18 protein-coding genes are annotated in these 16,139 nt (G+C 42.4%); 17 read left to right on the top strand and 1 reads right to left on the bottom strand.

From position 1 onward, the window contains the following. Positions 1 to 26: 26 nt before the first annotated feature. The 17 genes from HC660_RS11435 (at position 27) to fni (ending at position 15,903) form a co-directional block, all read left to right on the top strand. A complete protein-coding gene (locus HC660_RS11435; protein ID WP_168749461.1) occupies positions 27 to 1,085 on the top strand; it encodes a YpbB family protein in 1,059 nt (352 codons plus the stop codon). Further along, positions 1,078 to 2,568: a RecQ family ATP-dependent DNA helicase gene (locus HC660_RS11430; protein WP_168748145.1), complete on the top strand. Its 1,491-nt coding sequence runs from the start codon at positions 1,078 to 1,080 to the stop codon at positions 2,566 to 2,568. Before HC660_RS11435 ends, HC660_RS11430 begins: the two co-directional genes overlap by 8 nt. Before the next feature lie 14 nt (positions 2,569 to 2,582). Further along, a complete protein-coding gene (locus tag HC660_RS11425; protein ID WP_280525839.1) occupies positions 2,583 to 3,164 on the top strand; it encodes a CPBP family intramembrane glutamic endopeptidase in 582 nt (193 codons plus the stop codon). Then, on the top strand, positions 3,148 to 3,888 hold the full coding sequence (locus HC660_RS11420; RefSeq protein WP_168748144.1) for a LysM peptidoglycan-binding domain-containing protein: 741 nt from the start codon (positions 3,148 to 3,150) through the stop codon (positions 3,886 to 3,888). The genes HC660_RS11425 and HC660_RS11420 overlap by 17 nt, the downstream gene beginning before the upstream one ends. Positions 3,889 to 3,952: 64 nt before the next feature. Next, complete coding sequence (locus HC660_RS11415) at positions 3,953 to 4,396, top strand: YpbF family protein (RefSeq protein ID WP_024121889.1); 444 nt, start codon at positions 3,953 to 3,955, stop codon at positions 4,394 to 4,396. Positions 4,397 to 4,480: 84 nt separating this feature from the next. Further along, on the top strand, positions 4,481 to 5,260 hold the full coding sequence (locus tag HC660_RS11410) for a metallophosphoesterase (protein ID WP_168748143.1): 780 nt from the start codon (positions 4,481 to 4,483) through the stop codon (positions 5,258 to 5,260). 151 nt (positions 5,261 to 5,411) lie between these two features. Continuing rightward, positions 5,412 to 5,996, top strand: coding sequence for a genetic competence negative regulator (locus tag HC660_RS11405; protein ID WP_010334765.1), 585 nt, complete (start codon positions 5,412 to 5,414; stop codon positions 5,994 to 5,996). A gap of 156 nt (positions 5,997 to 6,152) precedes the next feature. Beyond that, complete coding sequence (gene gudB / locus HC660_RS11400) at positions 6,153 to 7,427, top strand: NAD-specific glutamate dehydrogenase (RefSeq protein ID WP_010334764.1); 1,275 nt, start codon at positions 6,153 to 6,155, stop codon at positions 7,425 to 7,427. Between the two features lie 109 nt (positions 7,428 to 7,536). Next, positions 7,537 to 8,511 (top strand): YpdA family putative bacillithiol disulfide reductase, encoded by a 975-nt coding sequence (locus HC660_RS11395; RefSeq protein WP_168749456.1) that lies wholly within the window; start codon positions 7,537 to 7,539, stop codon positions 8,509 to 8,511. A 120-nt stretch (positions 8,512 to 8,631) separates the two neighbouring features. Continuing rightward, entirely contained in the window at positions 8,632 to 9,288 is a 657-nt protein-coding gene (gene prsW / locus HC660_RS11390; RefSeq protein ID WP_168748142.1) for a glutamic-type intramembrane protease PrsW, read from the top strand. Positions 9,289 to 9,431: 143 nt separating this feature from the next. After that, entirely contained in the window at positions 9,432 to 10,343 is a 912-nt protein-coding gene (sleB, locus tag HC660_RS11385; protein ID WP_010334761.1) for a spore cortex-lytic enzyme, read from the top strand. Positions 10,344 to 10,379: 36 nt separating this feature from the next. Further along, positions 10,380 to 11,732, top strand: coding sequence for a germination protein YpeB (gene ypeB, locus HC660_RS11380; protein ID WP_029441349.1), 1,353 nt, complete (start codon positions 10,380 to 10,382; stop codon positions 11,730 to 11,732). A 93-nt stretch (positions 11,733 to 11,825) separates the two neighbouring features. Next, positions 11,826 to 12,482: a cyclic di-GMP receptor DgrA gene (locus HC660_RS11375; protein WP_168748141.1), complete on the top strand. Its 657-nt coding sequence runs from the start codon at positions 11,826 to 11,828 to the stop codon at positions 12,480 to 12,482. A 44-nt stretch (positions 12,483 to 12,526) separates the two neighbouring features. After that, a complete protein-coding gene (locus HC660_RS11370) occupies positions 12,527 to 12,703 on the top strand; it encodes a YpfB family protein (RefSeq protein ID WP_010334758.1) in 177 nt (58 codons plus the stop codon). Positions 12,704 to 12,781: 78 nt separating this feature from the next. Next, a complete protein-coding gene (gene cmk / locus HC660_RS11365) occupies positions 12,782 to 13,456 on the top strand; it encodes a (d)CMP kinase (protein WP_010334757.1) in 675 nt (224 codons plus the stop codon). A 236-nt stretch (positions 13,457 to 13,692) separates the two neighbouring features. Beyond that, positions 13,693 to 14,841 (top strand): 30S ribosomal protein S1, encoded by a 1,149-nt coding sequence (gene rpsA, locus HC660_RS11360; RefSeq protein WP_168748140.1) that lies wholly within the window; start codon positions 13,693 to 13,695, stop codon positions 14,839 to 14,841. 12 nt (positions 14,842 to 14,853) lie between these two features. After that, a complete protein-coding gene (gene fni, locus HC660_RS11355) occupies positions 14,854 to 15,903 on the top strand; it encodes a type 2 isopentenyl-diphosphate Delta-isomerase (protein WP_168748139.1) in 1,050 nt (349 codons plus the stop codon). 49 nt (positions 15,904 to 15,952) lie between these two features. On the opposite strand, the gene HC660_RS11350 is transcribed toward fni, so the two are convergent. Beyond that, positions 15,953 to 16,084, bottom strand: a complete 132-nt coding sequence (locus HC660_RS11350; RefSeq protein ID WP_010334754.1) for a YpzI family protein — start codon at positions 16,082 to 16,084, stop codon at positions 15,953 to 15,955. Positions 16,085 to 16,139 lie beyond the last annotated feature (55 nt).

Below are 16,139 nucleotides of genomic sequence, written 5' to 3'. Positions count from 1 at the left end.
TGTCAGGAAGAATGTGGGTGGATAGGTTGTCATTACATTACTTTGATATTATGGTTCTCGATTGCCTTTCTAAAATAAACGGGGAACGGACAGGAAGTGCCGTTTTTCACCTATTTAAAGGAAAAAGATCGTCACAAACCATTCAAGATGCCGGCTTATTTCAGACTGCAAGATATTTTGGAATGGCTCCGCAATGTTCAAGAAGCGACATATCAGGATCACTTCTCAAGCTTGAACAGCAGTCATTTCTGGAACCAATGTCAGAAACAGATACATACAGAGTGACTATAAGAGGCGAAAGCATGTTGAGGCAGGCGCTGAGTGAACGGCCTTGGCCAGCCCATTGCCACGGCGCTTATTTTCAGCAGGCCGCAAGCGTGCTCTGGAAAAGACTTTCCCTTCTCGTACAGGTATTGTCAAATAAGCAGCGCAGCAGCAGACAGTATATTCCCGTCACAAAAGATTATAAGACGCTTCACTGGGTCAAGCGATACATGCACATGCAGAAGGATCATGAAAAACTGGCAAGGGGCTTGCAGGAAATGCTGGAGGATCATTTGCAAAGGCTTGACGAGAAAGCAGCTCTTATCTTTGTCTACTCATTAACTTCATATAATAGGATCGGTTATACGAGCAGGCAGCTTGCTGACAATCTGCAAGAAGACGAGTGGTACGTTTATGTCTTGTTTTGGGCTGCGGTACATTATTTTATTCATTCCTTGCCGCAATGTGAAGATTCTATACTAAAGGATCTTCTTTCCGATGTGCATCTGGAGAATGCACTGACTGAGTCTACGAGAAAAACATGGCAGATGGTCAGACAAGGGATTCCGATTCAGCGAATTGCTGAAATCAGAAAGCTGAAAACTGCCACAATTGAAGACCATATCGTCGAAATTTCTCTTCATGAGCCGGCTTTTGTGATTGATGAATATATTTCGGCTGAGGATCAGCTCCAAATTGCTGAGTTCGCCAAACGCATGCGGACAAACAAGATCAAACAAATTCGAGAAGGCCTAGAGCAGCGGTTCAGCTACTTTCAAATCAGGCTGGCATTGGCAAAGCAGGTGAAACAGTATGACTAAGTTACAGCAAGTGTTATATCAGTTTTTTGGTTTTCATTCCTTTAAAAAAGGGCAGGAGGACATCATCAGAAGCGTTCTCAGCGGAAAGGATACCATTGCAATGCTTCCGACAGGGGGAGGGAAGTCTCTTTGCTACCAGTTGCCCGGTTACATGCTTGACGGTATGATATTAATCGTTTCTCCTTTGCTTTCTTTAATGGAGGATCAGGTGCAGCAGCTGAAAGCGCGGGGAGAAAAACGGGCTGCCGCTTTGAATAGTATGCTCGGCAGGCAGGAAAGACAATTCGTTTTAGAGCATATCCATCGGTACAAATTTTTGTATCTGTCGCCCGAAGCTTTGCAGTCGTCATATGTTTTGGAAAAATTAAAGAGCGTTCCGATCAGTCTCTTCGTTATTGATGAAGCGCATTGTATATCGGAGTGGGGACATGATTTTAGGCCGGATTATTCAAAGCTTGGGCAGCTGAGAAAAACACTTGGGCATCCGCCGGTGCTTGCTCTGACGGCTACGGCGACGAAGGATACGCTGCATGATGTCATGAATTTGCTTGAACTGCATCATGCCGAACGGCATCTTAACTCGGTTAACCGGCCGAATATTGCACTCAAAGTTGAAAATACTGCGGATACTGCCGAAAAAATAGATAGGGTCATTCAGCTGGTTGAAAACCTGCAAGGTCCGGGAATTGTCTATTGTCCGACAAGGAAATGGGCAGAGGAATTAGCGGAGGAAATAAAAAACAAAACAAGCAGCAGGGTTGATTATTACCATGGCGGCATGGATTCTGGCGACAGAATGTTAATTCAGCAGCAATTTATTAATAACCAGCTTGATGTCATTTGCTGTACAAATGCGTTTGGAATGGGTGTTGATAAATCTGATATCAAATATGTCATACATTTTTATCTCCCGCAGACGGCTGAAGCTTTTATGCAGGAAATTGGCAGAGCAGGGCGTGACGGAAAACCGAGTGTCAGCATTTTGCTCAGAGCGCCTGGAGATTTCGAATTGCAAGAGCAGATTATCCAAATGGAGAGTCTTGCAGATGGAGAAATCGCCAATGTTATTCGCGTGCTGGAAGAAACGGAAGAACGGGACGAAAGAAAACTGCGCGAATTATTCATGCAATATGGTATCACAGAGACGCAGTCGCGCATGATCATCCATCTCTTTATGCAGGGGAAAACATCGATTGATCTGATCAAGCGGGAAATCACGTATCGCATGGAGCTGAAACTTGAAAAAATGCGTCACGTGGCAGCTTTGCTTCATCGCGACGGCTGCTTAAGACAATCGTTGTTAGCCTATTTTGATGAAACATACGAGCCCGATAAAGGAAGCATGCCATGCTGTTCACATTGCGGTTTTGATCTCTCGCTGTATGAACAAAAAGAGGAGCGCGTCCAAATAGCACCATTAGACGGCTGGAGATCGGAATTGCACCGTATATTCAGTCTAAAGACTGTAGGTGAGCCGAACTGAAACAGCAAAGGGATTTGATCCAACATCTGTCTGACCGTGATATACTGAAGCAGCTATACATGACACAGCTTCTGGTCATCATGGTGTCCGCTGCTGCCGTTTTGTTCTTTTTTCAGAATATAAGTGATTTTTTCAGCCTCTGGCATATTAGAGATACAAGAATCATTTGGTATGGTGTTTCTCTTGCAGTTATTGTCGTTTTAGCCGACATGGCAATCATGAAATGGTGTCCGTCTCATTTATATGATGACGGCGGAATCAATAAAAAATTATTCAGTAAAAGGCCAATCCCTCATATTATATTTTTAACGCTTCTAATTTCTTTCGCTGAAGAAATGTTATTTAGGGGAGTGCTGCAGACCCATATTGGTTTATGGGCGGCCAGTATTGTTTTTGCTGTTCTTCATTTTCGGTATTTGACAAAATGGCTGCTATTTATCATGGTGACGGCAATCAGCTTTTTGCTTGGACTGATTTATGAATGGACCGGTAATTTATTTGTTCCGGTAACGGCGCATTTTATTATTGATGCCGTGTTTGCCTGTCAGATTCGTTTTGAACATGTTAGGAGGGATACACATGACGAACATGTCTAGAGTTGAGAGAAGAAAAGCTCAGAATCTTTATGAAGACCATAATGCCGCATTGGCGGACGACCTTTTCGAAGAGGATGAAGAAAGCCTTCCGACAAGACAATCTGTAAAAAATCAAAGAGAGAAGAAAAAAAAGCAAGGCAAAACAAGAACGCCGTTATTTACCACTCTCGCGGTACTGTTTGTATTTGTGCCGGTTATCGTCTTTGTCGCCTTATTTTATCTAATGAAAAGCCATCCGGGAAATCCCGATGATTATGAAGATGTATTTATAGACAGCAGCCAGAGTAAATACGAAGTGGTCCAAAAACCAGAGGCCAAAAAAGAAACGCAAGAGACAGTTCTGCGCGAAGAGTCAAAAAAAAAATCTGAAAACAAAAAGACAGAGAAACAAACAGAAACAACAACTGATAAGAAGCAGCCTGCTGTAGCGGAAAAAGAGGACACAGCAAACAAACAGGAAGCAAAAAGCGCGGCTGCTTCCCCTTCCCCAGAAAAAACAGTCCAAAAAGAGCAGGAACAAATACCGCAGCAGCCTGAACCAGTTCAAGAAACCGAGGCGGAACATATCGTGAAGCACACCGTTCAGAAGAAAGAAACGCTGTACCGCATTTCCATGAAATATTATAAAAGCAGATCAGGAGAAGAAAAGATCCGTGCCTATAATCATTTGAACGGAAATGACGTTTATACCGGGCAAATTTTGGACATCCCTTTGACTTATTAGCGGGCATTTTTTTGATCACAGGCTCATATATTGTAGCAATGAAAAGGGACAAGGTGTGAAGCGTATGGAATCCTTATGGAACCAGCTGGACCGATTTACGGACGCGCCGACCAAACAGATGCTACAGGCGTTGGTGAAACGAAAACAAAAATACGAAAACTATGCTGCGCAATGCCGCAGGTGGCGGTGGACCTCACTCATTTGCCTGGGCTTATTATGTCTTTTAATGATGATCAAAAGCCCGGCGCCTCAGCTCATTCTTCAAGAAATGCTAAGCCATACCTTTTATTTATTTTGGATGATGGCAACTGCTTTTGCATACTGCACTTCATATTATTTTAAGAAAAAAGAAGAAAAAGCCGAGGGGGATTTCCATAAACTGAGATGTGAAATTATTCAGAAAAGCACTGATCTCTGGCCGCAGCCTGATAAATGGAAGGCGCGAGAATCTGTTTTTCAATTGATGAAGCACCAATATGATATTAATCTATATTTTGAAAGTAAATAAAATGGGGCGTTTTCTCAAACGATAGAAACGTCTTTTTTTATTGTCCGTCTTATTGATAAGTACTAAAAGAATGGAGAGTTTTTTATGAAGCGATCAATGAAAATTGCGGGTGCATTAGCGATTGCGGCAGCGGCAATGACGGCAAAAATGTATTCAGTGGCAAAAGGCAATCATCTAAAAAACCATACATTTACGTTATCAAAAATGAAGGGGAAGCCGCCTCTAACGATTTTTTTTATATCTGATATTCACAAACGTGTTGTTGATCACGGTCTTTTAGAGGAAGCGCAGGGCCATAAGCCGGATCTGGTGATAATTGGCGGTGATTTAGCTGAAGGCGGGGTGTCCTGCTCGAGAATTGAGGAAAATGTCAGAAGGCTTGCGGGTTTGGGAGTCCCTGTCATGTTTGTATGGGGAAACAATGATTATGAGGTCAGTCAGCGTGAACTGTATACTATTTTTAAGGCGTACCGTATTATTACGCTTCGAAATGAATCGGTTCCTTTTACCTATAACGGACATACCATCACCATAGCCGGAGTGGATGACATCAGGATGGAGATGGATGATTATGAAGAAGCAATTAAAGAAATTGACGAGAACCAGTTGAACGTTCTGGTTTGTCATAACCCTGAGATCCATCAGCAAATCAATGAAAATGATGGTATTGATGTGATATTCAGCGGACATACCCATGGCGGACAGATTCGATTTGGAAAATTCGGCCCTTATGAGCTTGGTACAACCGGTTTTGTTAAAAATGCTGCATACCTCATCAGCAACGGGTACGGCACAACAAAAGTGCCCCTTCGTTTAGGGGCGGAGCCTGAGGCACACATCGTGACACTTGCAGCACCTGAATGACTTCCCTAAAGAGTGTGTCCATAAAAAACTGCATTGTGCTTGTCTTACTAGTGAACTCAGTGTAAACTGATAACAATTAAGAACCTATGACTCATCATCTCATATAATGTGTTATATGATTTGTGTGCAAGTAGAGGCAGGAGGGAACGTTATGCGGCTTGAGCGTCTGAATTACAATAAGATTAAAATCTTTTTGACCCTCGATGATTTGACTGATCGTGGATTAACAAAAGAAGACCTCTGGAAGGACTCATTTAAAGTCCACCAGTTATTTAAAGATATGATGAATGAAGCAAATACAGAGCTCGGCTTTGAAGCGAATGGACCGATTGCAGTGGAAGTGTATTCTCTCCAAGCACAAGGGATGGTTGTGATCGTAACAAAGAACCAAGAAGCGGATTCAGAAGAAGATGAGTATGATGATGATTACATCGAAATGCAAGTCAAGCTTGACGAAAGCGCGGACATCATATATCAATTCCATTCCTTTGAAGATATCATTCAGCTTTCTGAAAGCTTACAGCGGATCGGTATCACGGGAGGGACTGTCTATCACTATGAAGGACAGTACTTTCTAAGCCTGGAAGACTTGGGATCACAGACTGCCGAGGGTGTTGTGGCGGTCCTGGCTGAATACGGCAATCCAACAACATTAACGATTTATCGCTTACAAGAGTACGGTAAGCTCATTATGGACGGAAATGCTGTAGAGACAATCCAAACTCATTTTTCATAAGAATGGAAGAAAAACTGCTGTTTTTTACAGCGGTTTTTTTTGTTAAAAAACATGGAAAAACATAACGTTTATCCTATGCATAGATCATATGAAGGTGTATACTATTCTCTGAAAGGGAGCATGTGAGAAACAGAAGATTCTAGGAGGTTAACTCAAATGGCAGCCGATCGAAACACCGGTCATACAGAAGAGGACAAACTTGATGTTTTAAAATCAACTCAAACCGTAATACATAAGGCTCTGGAAAAATTGGGATATCCTGAAGAAGTATACGAATTGTTAAAAGAGCCGATGAGATTATTAACGGTAAAAATACCAGTTCGTATGGACGACGGTTCAGTCAAAATTTTTACGGGTTATCGTGCCCAGCACAATGACTCCGTCGGTCCGACAAAAGGCGGGATACGTTTTCACCCCAACGTAACTGAAAAAGAGGTGAAGGCACTTTCCATTTGGATGAGTTTAAAATGCGGTATCATTGATCTTCCATATGGCGGTGGTAAAGGCGGAATTGTTTGTGATCCAAGGGATATGTCGTTTAGAGAGCTGGAGCGTCTAAGCAGGGGATATGTCAGAGCTATCAGCCAAATTGTCGGTCCGACGAAAGACGTGCCGGCACCGGATGTATTTACAAACTCACAAATCATGGCTTGGATGATGGATGAGTATTCAAGAATTGATGAATTTAATTCGCCTGGGTTCATTACAGGCAAACCGCTTGTGCTTGGCGGATCTCACGGGAGAGAATCAGCGACAGCAAAAGGTGTAACCATCTGCATAAAAGAAGCGGCGAAGAAAAAAGGCATCGATATTGAAGGTGCGCGAGTCGTCGTTCAAGGATTCGGAAACGCCGGAAGCTATCTGGCGAAATTTATGCATGATGCAGGGGCAAAGGTTGTCGGCATATCCGATGCATACGGCGGACTGTATGACCCTGAAGGCCTGGATATTGATTACTTACTCGACCGCCGTGACAGTTTTGGCACAGTGACGAAGCTTTTCAACGATACCATTACGAACCAAGAGCTGCTGGAACTGGATTGTGATATTTTAGTTCCTGCCGCGATTGAAAACCAAATTACAGAAGAAAATGCCCATAATATACAGGCGAAAATCGTCGTTGAAGCAGCTAACGGGCCAACTACGCTTGAAGGAACAAAAATTCTTTCAGACCGTGACATTCTGCTTGTTCCTGATGTACTGGCAAGCGCGGGAGGCGTAACGGTTTCTTATTTTGAATGGGTTCAGAATAACCAGGGCTTCTACTGGAGCGAGGAAGAAGTAGAAGAGAAATTAGAAAAAATGATGGTAAAATCATTCAACAATATATATGAAATGGCCAACAACCGAAGAATCGACATGAGACTTGCCGCTTATATGGTAGGCGTGCGTAAAATGGCGGAAGCTTCGCGCTTTAGAGGCTGGATATAAGTTGATGATTTGCATAAAAAATAAAAATCTCCTATGATAAAATAGGAGATTTTTTTATTTGGAAATAGAAAAATGTGAATTGAATGCCCAATCGCAGGAGTTGACGGAAATGATTGAAGAAAAAGCAATAATTATTGGCGGAGGTCCTTGCGGATTATCTGCGGCCATTCACCTAAAACAAATTGGCATAGATGCCCTTGTCATTGAAAAAGGCAATGTCGTTAACAGTATTTACAATTATCCGACGCATCAAACCTTTTTCAGCTCAAGTGAAAAGCTTGAAATCGGTGACGTGGCATTTATTACCGAAAACAGAAAGCCTGTCAGAATTCAGGCTTTGTCGTACTATAGGGAAGTCGTGAAGCGAAAAAAGATCCGTGTGAATGCATTTGAAATGGTGCAAAAAGTGACAAAAGCAGAAAACAATACATTTGTTATCGAAACGTCAAAAGAGACGTATTCAACGCCATACTGCATCATTGCCACAGGCTATTATGATCATCCAAACTATATGAACGTACCCGGTGAGGATTTGCCGAAAGTATTCCATTATTTTAAAGAAGGACATCCGTATTTCGATAAAGACGTCGTCGTTATCGGCGGGAAAAATTCAAGTGTAGATGCTGCGCTTGAACTCGTAAAATCAGGAGCGCGTGTCACCGTTTTATATAGGGGCAATGAATACTCTTCAAGCATTAAGCCATGGATTCTGCCAGAATTCGAATCCTTAGTAAGAAACGGTACAATCCGAATGGAATTTGGCGCTTGTGTAGAAAAAATCACTGATGATGAAGTCGTTTTCCGCTCCGGCCAGCAGGAGCTGATTACCATTAAAAACGACTTCGTATTTGCCATGACGGGATATCATCCTGACCATCAATTTTTGAAAAAAATCGGTGTGGAAATCGATGAGGAATCAGGGCGTCCGTTTTTTAATGAAGAAACGATGGAAACCAATGTAGAGGGCGTTTTTATTGCCGGGGTCATTGCTGCCGGAAACAACGCAAATGAAATATTCATTGAAAACGGAAGATTTCACGGCGGCCACATCGCAAACGAAATTGCAAAAAGAGAAGATCAGTGAAAAGAGGAGAGCATATGAAGGATTCGTATGCTCTTTTTGTTTTTTTAAAGTCAGACAGATGTAAATTCATACACAACATGGTAGGATAGACATAGGAATATAAAGGAAAGAGGTTGCCTGATGTTTGCAATCATCTCTGCAGGAATTGCTCCCGGCATCGCGCTGTTAAGTTATTTTTATTTAAAAGATCAGTATGATAATGAACCTGTACATATGGTGCTTCGCTCATTTTTTCTTGGGGTTGTTCTTGTATTTCCCACTATGTTTATTCAGTATGTACTTCAAAAAGAGAATGTGGGAGGCGGAAGCTTTTTTGTTTCTTTTTTGTCTTCTGGCTTTTTGGAGGAATCATTGAAATGGTTTATTTTAATGATCAGTGTTTATCCGCACGCCCACTTTGATGAGCATTATGACGGAATTGTATACGGTGCAAGTGTATCGCTCGGTTTTGCGACACTCGAAAATATTCTTTATTTAATCGGTCATGGTGTGGAGCATGCGTTTGTCAGAGCGCTGCTGCCCGTTTCATGCCATGCCTTAATTGGAGTGATTATGGGGTTTTACCTCGGGAAAGCGCGTTTCTCAGCTGATAAAGCACGTATGAAATGGCTTATCCTTTCGTTGGTTCTGCCCTCACTTTTACATGGGTCGTATGACTTTATCCTGACAGCCCTCAGCAACTGGGTCTACTACATGCTTCCATTTATGTTATTTTTATGGTGGTTTGGTTTACGAAAAGCAAAAAAAGCCCGTTCTGTCAATATGATGCAGATATAGAAAAGCCGCACAGCCATAGTGCGGCTTTTTGAGTTGTTGAAATTTTTAAGCTGTGAGGGATAAGAAGGAAAGAGTGTATAAAAATAACCTCGTTACAGAAAATACGTTTACACTCAAAAATTTGCTGTAGGAGGCTTGAAAAGATGAAGTCCAAAGGATCGATTATGGCATGTCTCATCTTATTTTCCTTTATAATTACGACGTTTATCAATACTGAAACAATTTCAGCCTTTTCTAATCAAGTCATTCAAAGAGGGGCAACAGGGGACGATGTGATTGAGCTGCAGGCGCGTCTTCAATATAACGGATATTATAATGGGAAAATTGACGGGGTTTATGGATGGGGGACATACTGGGCAGTACGGAACTTTCAGGATCAATTCGGCTTAAAAGAGATAGACGGCCTGGTCGGAGCCCAAACCAAACAGACCTTGATATCTAAGTCTAAATATTACCGTGAATATGTCATGGAGCAGCTTCAAAAAGGAAATACATTCACGCATTACGGAAAAATACCGCTGAAATACCAAACGAAACCGTCAAAAACAGCGACTCAAAAAGCAAGGCAGCAAGCAGAGACGCGGCAGAAACAGCCTGCTGAAAAAATAACACAGCAGCCGCAAGCGAATAAACAGCAAAACAACACGCCTGCAAAAACAAAAAAACAGGATGCGGTTGCAGCTAACATGCCGGGCGGTTTTTCCAATAATGATATTCGGCTGCTTTCTCAAGCGGTTTACGGGGAAGCGCGTGGCGAGCCGTACGAGGGACAGGTTGCGATTGCAGCAGTTATCTTGAACCGTTTAAACAGTCCGTTATTTCCAAATTCAGTAGCGGGTGTTATTTTTGAACCGCTTGCCTTTACAGCGGTGGCTGACGGACAAATTTATATGCAGCCGAACGAAACAGCAAAAGAAGCAGTATTAGACGCCATCAATGGCTGGGACCCGTCCGAGGAAGCGCTGTATTATTTTAATCCGGATACAGCTACCAGCGCTTGGATTTGGGGACGCCCGCAGATTAAGAGAATCGGTAAACACATTTTCTGTGAGTAGCAGGACATAAGAAAGCATAAAAATGAGGTGTGATAAATGATCAGAGGTATTTTAATCGCAGTGCTCGGTATTGCAATTGTCGGTACTAGTTACTGGGGATACAAAGAGCACCAGGAAAAAGACGCTGTCCTTCTTCATGCTGAAAATAACTATCAGCGGGCGTTTCATGAGCTCACCTATCAGGTAGACCAGCTGCATGATAAAATTGGCGCAACGCTTGCCATGAACAGCAAAAAATCACTGTCCCCCGCATTGATAGATGTTTGGAGAATTACATCAGAAGCCCATAACAGTGTCAGTCAGCTGCCGCTTACATTAATGCCGTTTAACAAAACGGAAGAGCTGTTATCCAAGATCGGCGATTTCAGCTACAAAACGTCAATCAGAGATTTGGATCAAAAACCGCTTGATGAAAAAGAATATACTTCGCTAAATAAGCTTTATCAGCAGTCAGAAGATATCCAAAATGAATTGCGCCACGTTCAGCACCTTGTCATGAGCAAGAACTTGCGCTGGATGGATGTAGAGATGGCGCTGGCCTCTGACGAAAAACAGAGTGATAACACGATCATCAACAGCTTTAAAACGGTTGAAAAAAATGTCGGGTCCTTCTCCTCCGGAACAGATCTTGGCCCTAGTTTCACCAGCACCAAAAAAGAAGAGAAAGGTTTTGCCCATCTGAAGGGGAAAGAAATTTCTGCACAGGAAGCCAAACAAATTGCCCAACGCTTTGCACCGGATGACAATTATGCAATTAAAGTGATAAAGAGCGGGAAAAAAACAAACCGTGACGTCTACAGTATCAGTATGAAAGATCCTGATCATAAAGCAGCGATATATATGGATATTACAAAAAAAGGCGGACACCCGGTTTATTTAATCCAGAACAGAGAAGTGAAAGATCAAAAAATCAGCTTGAATGATGGTTCGAATCGAGCCCTTGCTTTTCTAAAGAAAAATGGATATGAAACAAAAGATCTGGAAATCGATGAAAGTGCGCAATACGATAAAATCGGTGTATTCTCATATGTTCCAATAGAAAATAATATCAGGATGTATCCAGAAGCCATCCGTATGAAAGTTGCCTTGGATGACGGCGAGGTTGTCGGTTTTTCAGCACGCGATTTCTTAACATCCCACAGAAAAAGAGACATACCAAAGCCGGTTATTTCTGAACAAGATGCAAAAGCAAAATTAAACAAAAATGTAGAAGTGAGAGAAACAAGGCTTGCTGTGATCACAAATGAATTAGGCCAGGAAGTATTGTGCTATGAAATGCTTGGTACGATTGAAAATGATACATTCAGAATGTATATAAATGCTAATGACGGAACGGAAGAGAAGGTCGAAAAACTAAAAAATGCCGAACCTATATATAAAGACCTATAAAAACTAGGAGGAAAGGACTAAAAGTCTTTTCCTTTTTTCCATTACATGATTTAATAAAAAAGTGAATATATTGAATGCGAAAGAGTGAAGTCAATGATAGAAATTGGGGATACTGTACACTTAGAATACATAGAAGAAAATCAATTAAAAATAGCAAAGAGCAAGGCTGTGAGCATTGAAAACGGAGAGCTCCTGATCGCATATCCAGTTGATGTACACACAGGAAGAACCGTGATATTACATCACGATACTGAAGTAACGGTAGAGTTTGTCGGTAAAGACGAAGTGCCTTACCGCTTCTCAAGCCGCATGAAGGGAAAAGTGAAGGACAAGCTTCAAATGATTCGCCTTGAAGTGCCTCCCCGTGAAAAAATGAAACGAATTCAGCGCCGGCAATATGTAAGAACTGACGCGGTATTGGATGTGCTGGTCGAGCCGGCAGATGAAAAAGACAAGTTTCATACACTCTCGTACAATATCAGTGCTGGCGGTATCGCTTTGATTTTGACAGGCGGCTATTCTTATCAGCACGGGGATACGCTGCGCCTTTTCATCAGCCTTCAGGAAGAGGAGAAAACGCATCAAGTAGAGGCTGCCGCGGTTGTCAGACGCGTTTATGATGATTCAAAAACCGGCAAACGTAAAATGACCTTGGAGTATTCGGAGATTTCAGCAGGTGACCAGCAGCTCCTTCTTCAGTATTGCATTCGCCGCCAGTTAAACAAGAGAAGGAAGGCAAGATTGGAATAAACATCGGCAAACACTTCCATACTATTTGTAATGGAGGTGGGCCGATGAAGACCTTTGAACGGCTGCTGCTCAAATTATTGTTCATTCAGGCAGTGATTTTAGTTGGTATCCAGTTTCTTTTTCACTATCAGCATATTGAACCTTATGTCTCAAAAGTGATTCAATATGAAGGGGTTGATAAAATGGAGGTTAATGATTGGGTAGAAACCATTAAACATTAATTATTCAGGAATTTTTCACCCTTTTTCATAAAGTTCATGATACAATCCATAGAGGAGAAAAGAGCAAGGAGAGGAATTATGGAAAAGAAATTATCGATTGCGATCGACGGCCCGGCTGCTGCGGGGAAAAGCACCGTTGCCAAAATTGTGGCTGAGAAAAAATCGTACATATATATTGATACGGGAGCGATGTATCGGGCCATTACGTATGTGGCTTTACAAGAAAAAGTTGATTTGACAGATGAGGCAAAATTGGCTGAGCTGTTAAAGCAAACAGATATTGAGCTGATCACAACCAAAGAAGGACAAAAGGTGCTTGTCAACGGCACAGATGTGACTGAGGACATCAGAAAAGACGAAGTCAGCAATCAGGTCTCAATTGCTGCCAAGCACAGAAGCGTCAGGGAAGAAATGGTGAAACGCCAGCAGCAGCTCGGCGAAAAAGGCGGCGTTGTCATGGATGGACGTGATATCGGAACTCACGTACTCCCAAATGCTGAAGTGAAAATCTTTCTTTTGGCGTCTGTTGAAGAGAGAGCGAAACGCCGTTATGAAGAAAATGTAAAAAAAGGCTACGATGTCAACTATGAAACATTAATTGAGGAAATTGCAAGAAGAGATAAACTCGATTCAGAGCGCGAAGTTTCTCCGCTTCGAAAAGCAGATGACGCGCTTGAAATCGACACGACTTCTCTCTCCATTCAGGAAGTTGCTGAAAAAATTCTTGATGTAGTGGAGCAAAAGTCCCGCTGATACCAGCGGAGGCCACTTTTTTTGAATTTTTCAACAAAGAAAGAATGTTATTGCTTGACAAACCTGTCCTTTTATTAGAAGTTAATACTAATAAAACTTTTTATTGATCATTCAAAATCTTTTTTGGATGATTCTTTAATACATATTCGGCTAAAAGCGAACATGTATGATACGTGTTCAGCTTTCAAACCGTTTTTAATTAAGCTGTGTAGGTTTGGACCAAGGAGGTTATTCAAATGACAGAGGAAATGAATCAAATTGATGTTCAAGTGCCAGAGGTTGGAGATGTAGTAAAAGGGATTGTGACAAAGGTAGAGGACAAGCATGTCGATGTTGAAATTATCAATGTCAAACAGTCCGGTATTATTCCAATCAGTGAATTATCAAGTCTTCATGTAGAGAAAGCATCGGATGTCGTAAAAGTAGACGATGAGCTTGACCTGAAAGTAACAAAAGTGGAAGACGATGCTTTGATTTTATCTAAACGTGCTGTTGATGCAGACCGCGCTTGGGAAGACCTTGAGAAAAAATTTGAAACAAAAGAAGTGTTTGAAGCTGAAGTAAAAGATGTCGTAAAAGGCGGTCTTGTCGTTGATATCGGCGTTCGAGGCTTTATTCCGGCATCACTTGTAGAAGCGCATTTTGTAGAAGATTTTACCGACTATAAAGGAAAAACACTGTCTCTGCTCGTAGTAGAGCTTGACCGTGATAAAAACCGTGTCATCCTTTCACACCGTGCGGTTGTTGAAAGTGAGCAGGCAAATAAAAAACAAGACCTTCTTCAGTCTCTAGAGGTTGGAAGTGTACTCGAAGGTAAAGTGCAGCGTCTGACTGATTTCGGCGCGTTTGTTGATATCGGCGGTATTGACGGGCTTGTGCACATTTCACAACTTTCCCACTCCCACGTTGAAAAGCCGTCTGACGTTGTGGAAGAAGGACAGGAAGTAAAAGTGAAAGTATTATCGGTTGACCGGGATAATGAGCGTATTTCTCTATCTATTAAAGAAACGCTGCCTGGACCTTGGAGCCAAGTTGGGGAGAAAGTCAAACCGGGTGATGTGCTTGAAGGAAAGGTTCAGCGCCTCGTGAGCTTCGGTGCGTTTGTTGAAATTCTTCCTGGCGTGGAAGGTCTCGTTCATATTTCTCAAATTTCTAATAAACATATCGGCACGCCGCATGAAGTTCTTGAAGAAGGACAGACTGTAAAAGTGAAGGTTCTTGATGTGAATGAAAATGAAGAGCGCATTTCATTAAGCATGCGTGAGCTTGAAGAAACGCCGAAAGCCGATCAAGAGGATTACCGCCAATATCAGGCGAAGGAAGAAACAAGCACTGGCTTCCAGCTTGGAGATCTGATCGGAGATAAGCTTAATAAACTAAAATAATTGGTGATAAACGTGACTCGAGCAGAACGGAAAAGAGAACACATCAATCATGCCCTGTCTACCGGCCAAAAGCGGGAGACGGGTCTTGATGATATTACGTTTGTTCATGTCAGTCTGCCCGATCTTGCATTAGAACAAGTAGATATTTCCACAAAAATCGGCGAACTTTCAAGCAGTTCGCCGATTTTTATCAATGCAATGACTGGCGGCGGCGGAGAACTTACATATGAAATTAATAAGGCGCTTGCTAGAGCAGCTGGAATAGCTGGTATCCCTCTCGCTGTCGGCTCGCAAATGTCGGCGTTAAAAGACCCGTCTGAACGCTATTCGTATGAAATCGTCCGAAAGGAAAATCCGAATGGGCTGATTTTTGCCAATCTCGGGAGCGAGGCGACAGCCCGTCAGGCGAAGGAAGCTGTCGAAATGATTGGGGCGGACGCGCTGCAGATTCACCTGAATGTCATTCAGGAAATTGTCATGCCAGAAGGCGACAGAAGCTTTAGCGGAGCTCTTTCCCGTATTGGACAAATCTGCAGCGAAGTCAAAGTGCCTGTCATAATAAAAGAAGTAGGCTTCGGAATGAGCAAAGAATCAGCAAAAAAACTGTATGAGGCAGGTGCGGCAGCTGTTGATATCGGCGGTTACGGAGGGACAAATTTCTCGAAAATAGAAAATCTCCGAAGAAAGCGGCAGATCACCTTTTTCAATTCATGGGGTATTTCAACAGCAGCGAGCCTGGCTGAAATCCGCTCTGAGTTTCCTGATAAACCAATGATTGCGTCTGGCGGCCTTCAAAATGCGCTTGATGCCGCGAAGGCGATAGCTCTCGGGGCTTCCTGTATAGGAATGGCAGGGCACTTCTTAAAGGCGCTGACTGAAAAAGGCGAAGAAGGGCTGCTAGAAGAGATTCAGCTGATCCTAGAGGAATTAAAAATGATTATGACTGTGCTCGGCACCAGAACAATTTCTGATTTGCAAAAGGCTCCTCTTGTCATCAAAGGTGAGACTCATCACTGGCTGACAGAGAGAGGCATTCATACTTCCAATTACAATGTACGTTGATAGTTGGATAAGGAAAGCCCAAAACCGTGTGAGTTTTGGGCTTTTTGTATTATGATTTACGCTTTTTGAATTTACCGTTTTGTTCAAGGCTGGTGGCTCCGTCATAGTGAATCGATTGGTCTCGGTCTGATTCCACTCTGCCAGAAGCCTTGAGTTTTTTCTCCTGTCTGTCTTTTCCCATGATCATTCTCCTTTACGTGAGGCGGTTTGTTTAAAAAAAGTGTTTAGACTCCATA

This window comes from Bacillus mojavensis, assembly GCF_012648005.1.
Taxonomy (GTDB): Bacteria; Bacillota; Bacilli; order Bacillales; family Bacillaceae; genus Bacillus; species Bacillus mojavensis.
The sequence above is the reverse complement of the archived record's forward strand: the minus strand, read 5'-3'. Positions and strand labels throughout refer to the sequence as shown.